The organism is Amaricoccus sp., from assembly GCF_036846665.1.
Classification (GTDB): Bacteria; Pseudomonadota; Alphaproteobacteria; order Rhodobacterales; family Rhodobacteraceae; genus Amaricoccus.
The window spans coordinates 1-2,621 of the sequence record NZ_DAIUBO010000247.1 but is presented as its reverse complement, the minus strand read 5'-3'; the positions used below and the strand labels follow the sequence as shown (position 1 = coordinate 2,621).

1 protein-coding gene and 1 pseudogene are annotated in these 2,621 nt (G+C 68.7%); both read right to left on the bottom strand.

Annotation, left to right across the window (positions count from 1 at the left end):
* Window positions 1-60 precede the first annotated feature (60 nt).
* The gene (locus V7050_RS17760) at window positions 61-486 is read right to left on the bottom strand and encodes a phage tail protein (protein ID WP_299480924.1); all 426 of its coding nucleotides are present in this window, start codon (window positions 484-486) and stop codon (window positions 61-63) included.
* Window positions 486-2,621: pseudogene (locus tag V7050_RS17755) on the bottom strand (hypothetical protein); the annotation flags it as partial. The pseudogene V7050_RS17755 and the gene V7050_RS17760, both read right to left, overlap by 1 nt.

Here is a 2,621-nt window from a genome sequence, read left to right as displayed (position 1 = left end):
GGCTGCAGATGGAGTCGATCATCTCGCCGTGCTTCGTGATGTAGCGCGTCACCATGGCCGTCACCCGAAAAGCGTCTGCACGACCGAGATCAGCGAGAACCCGCCGCCGGCGTAGCGTTTCAACCCGATGCGAAACACGTCCTTGCGCGGGCGCCCGAGACGGTCGTGGAACGACTGGTCCTCCGAAACCATCTCGACGACGTGCATGCCGTAGACGTTGCCGCCCAGCGTGATCAGCGGCAGCACGAGCCCGGATTGCGCCGCGCCGCGGATACCCTCAAGGCTGGAAAGGCCGCCGAACTCCTCGGGGAAGAGGACGCCTTCGATCAGCACCGTGTCCTCGTCGCCGCCCGTCCATTGCAGCCGGTTGAGGCCGCCGACCGTCTGGATGCTGGCCCACCTGGTCGACAGGTCGCGGCCGACGCCGTTGAACCCGAACCGCAGGCTATGGAACATGAAGGGGCCAAGCGCCATCGGGATCGCCATCAATTCGCTCCATCTGAAAACGCGCCGCGCGACAGGGCGTTGAGGCGTGCCGTCAGGCGGCGCTCGACCTCTTCCGCGACCCGCTCCGGCGACTGGCCGGCGGCGGCTGTTACCTCGATCTTGATCGCGCCGGCCGCCACGGACACCTCGACGCCACGGCCGCCGGATTGACCGCCCTCCTGCGCCTGATGCGTCGCCGGCAGTTGCGGCGGCACCGGAAGCCTGACCTCGGGAATCGCGATCTCGATCGTCGGGATTTCCGGAATGGCAGGCATAGCGGCAGCGGGGAACGCCATGCCCGCAGCGCCGAGCGCGGCGTTGCGGATGATCCGCGCCGTCTTCATCGCGTCGTGGACGAATCCGTCCTGTCCGAAGGTGACGATTTCCGGACCTTCTTCGCCGACAAGATAGGAACCACCGGCCTTTACCGGCCCCCCGGAGGCACGGGCGCCGGCGAGCGCCGACGACGTCGCCGTGACGGCCGTCGAGGGCATCGACTGCAAGGACCGCGAAAGCGCATCGACCTTCGTGCGCGCGGCGTCGATGCTCGACGTGTCGATCACAGGCATGGCCGTGACGCTGATGTTGTCGCTGATCGAGGAACCGACCGCGTCGGCCGCCGTGACGGCAGCGGCGCCTTCCTGCGCCACGCCGCCAGCAAGGCGGTCCATGCCTGCGAGCATCGTGTTGATCGCGTCCTGCGCGTTGTCGTTCGCCGCGGCGGCCTCGGCGGTGATCCGGGAAGCGGCTTCGCCGGCCGCCCCTTGCGCGGCATCAGCCGCCGGTGCTGGCGCTTCCTCTTCCTGACCGCCGCCCCATAGGCGCGAAACCCATGCCGGCGGCTTCGGCCATGTGATCAGCGATCCGAGGTCGATCGAGCCGATGGCCGCCACGATGCGCGCGGGCAACCCCTTGAACCATTCGACCATTGCGTCGATCTTCGCGATCACGCCGTCCCACATCGCTTGCGCGAGGGCCTGCCCGCTCGCCATCAATCGGTCGGTCATGGCGGCCGCACCGGCGAGGAACTGCTCGACCATGTTGGTCGCGGCACCCCCGAGATCGGCCACGCCGATCAGCCCACCGATTACGCCGAGGATGAACTCGCCGCCGGCCTGAAGGGCCGCACCGATGTAGCGCAGGATCGCCGAGCCGACCCCAATCCAGTCGAAGGCGAGTATGCCGTTCGCGATGGCCGCGCCAAGGCCGGCAGCGGTCGACGCACCGTCGCCGGTCAGCGAATTCATAAGGATGCGGCCGATGTTGAGGATTCCCGCGATGCCGCTGGCGATCATCTCGCCGAGACGGTAGCCGAGGCTCCCCCAGTCCACGGAAAGCAGCGTGTCGGCAGCGCGGTTGAAGAAGCCGCCGATCGCGTCGCTCGCGCCCGAGATGAGGTCGGTCCAGTCGACCGACCCGAGCGCCGCGGATACCGTCGCGCCGATCTGGCCGAACGCCGTCGCCGCGACGGCAACGCCCCGGTTCCAGACCCCTGCCCAGTCGATCGAGGAGAGGGCCGAGGCCACATAGGCGGCGACGGCCTGAAAGGCCGTAGCAGCCCGGTCGATCCCTGCGGAAAGAAGCCCGGCCCAGTTGATCGCGGACAGGGCCGAGGCGATCCATCCCGCCGCGGCTGCGGCAGCGTTTCGCACCCCGGCGAGCGCGCCTGCCCAGTCGATCCCGCGAACGAACTCGGCGACCGAGGTGGCCATGGTCGACCAGTAACCGGCGACGACGTCGACCACCGCGGCGGCCGCATAGGTCGCGCCGTCCCAGAGCGCCCGCCAGTCGATCGATCCGAGGAGATCAGCCACCCAACCCGCAAGAAATAGGAATCCGTCACCGATGCCGCGAGCCGCCGCCTGTCCGATCTCGGACCAGCTCATTGTCTGCCATGCGTTCGCCACCGATGCGACGAGGTCCGTGGTGAAGCCGACCACGGCGGTCAGCGCCTCGCCCACGAACTTGCCGGCGGCAATCCCCGCAGCCGCCCAGCTTCCACCCATCTCGTCGACGGGGGCGATGAGGGCCGTCACCGCATCGCGAAGCCATGCCAGCCCATCGGCGACCGGCTGAAGCGCCGGCATGATCGGCGCGATGGCGCGCAGGAAGGCGCCCTTGAACGCCTCGAAGGC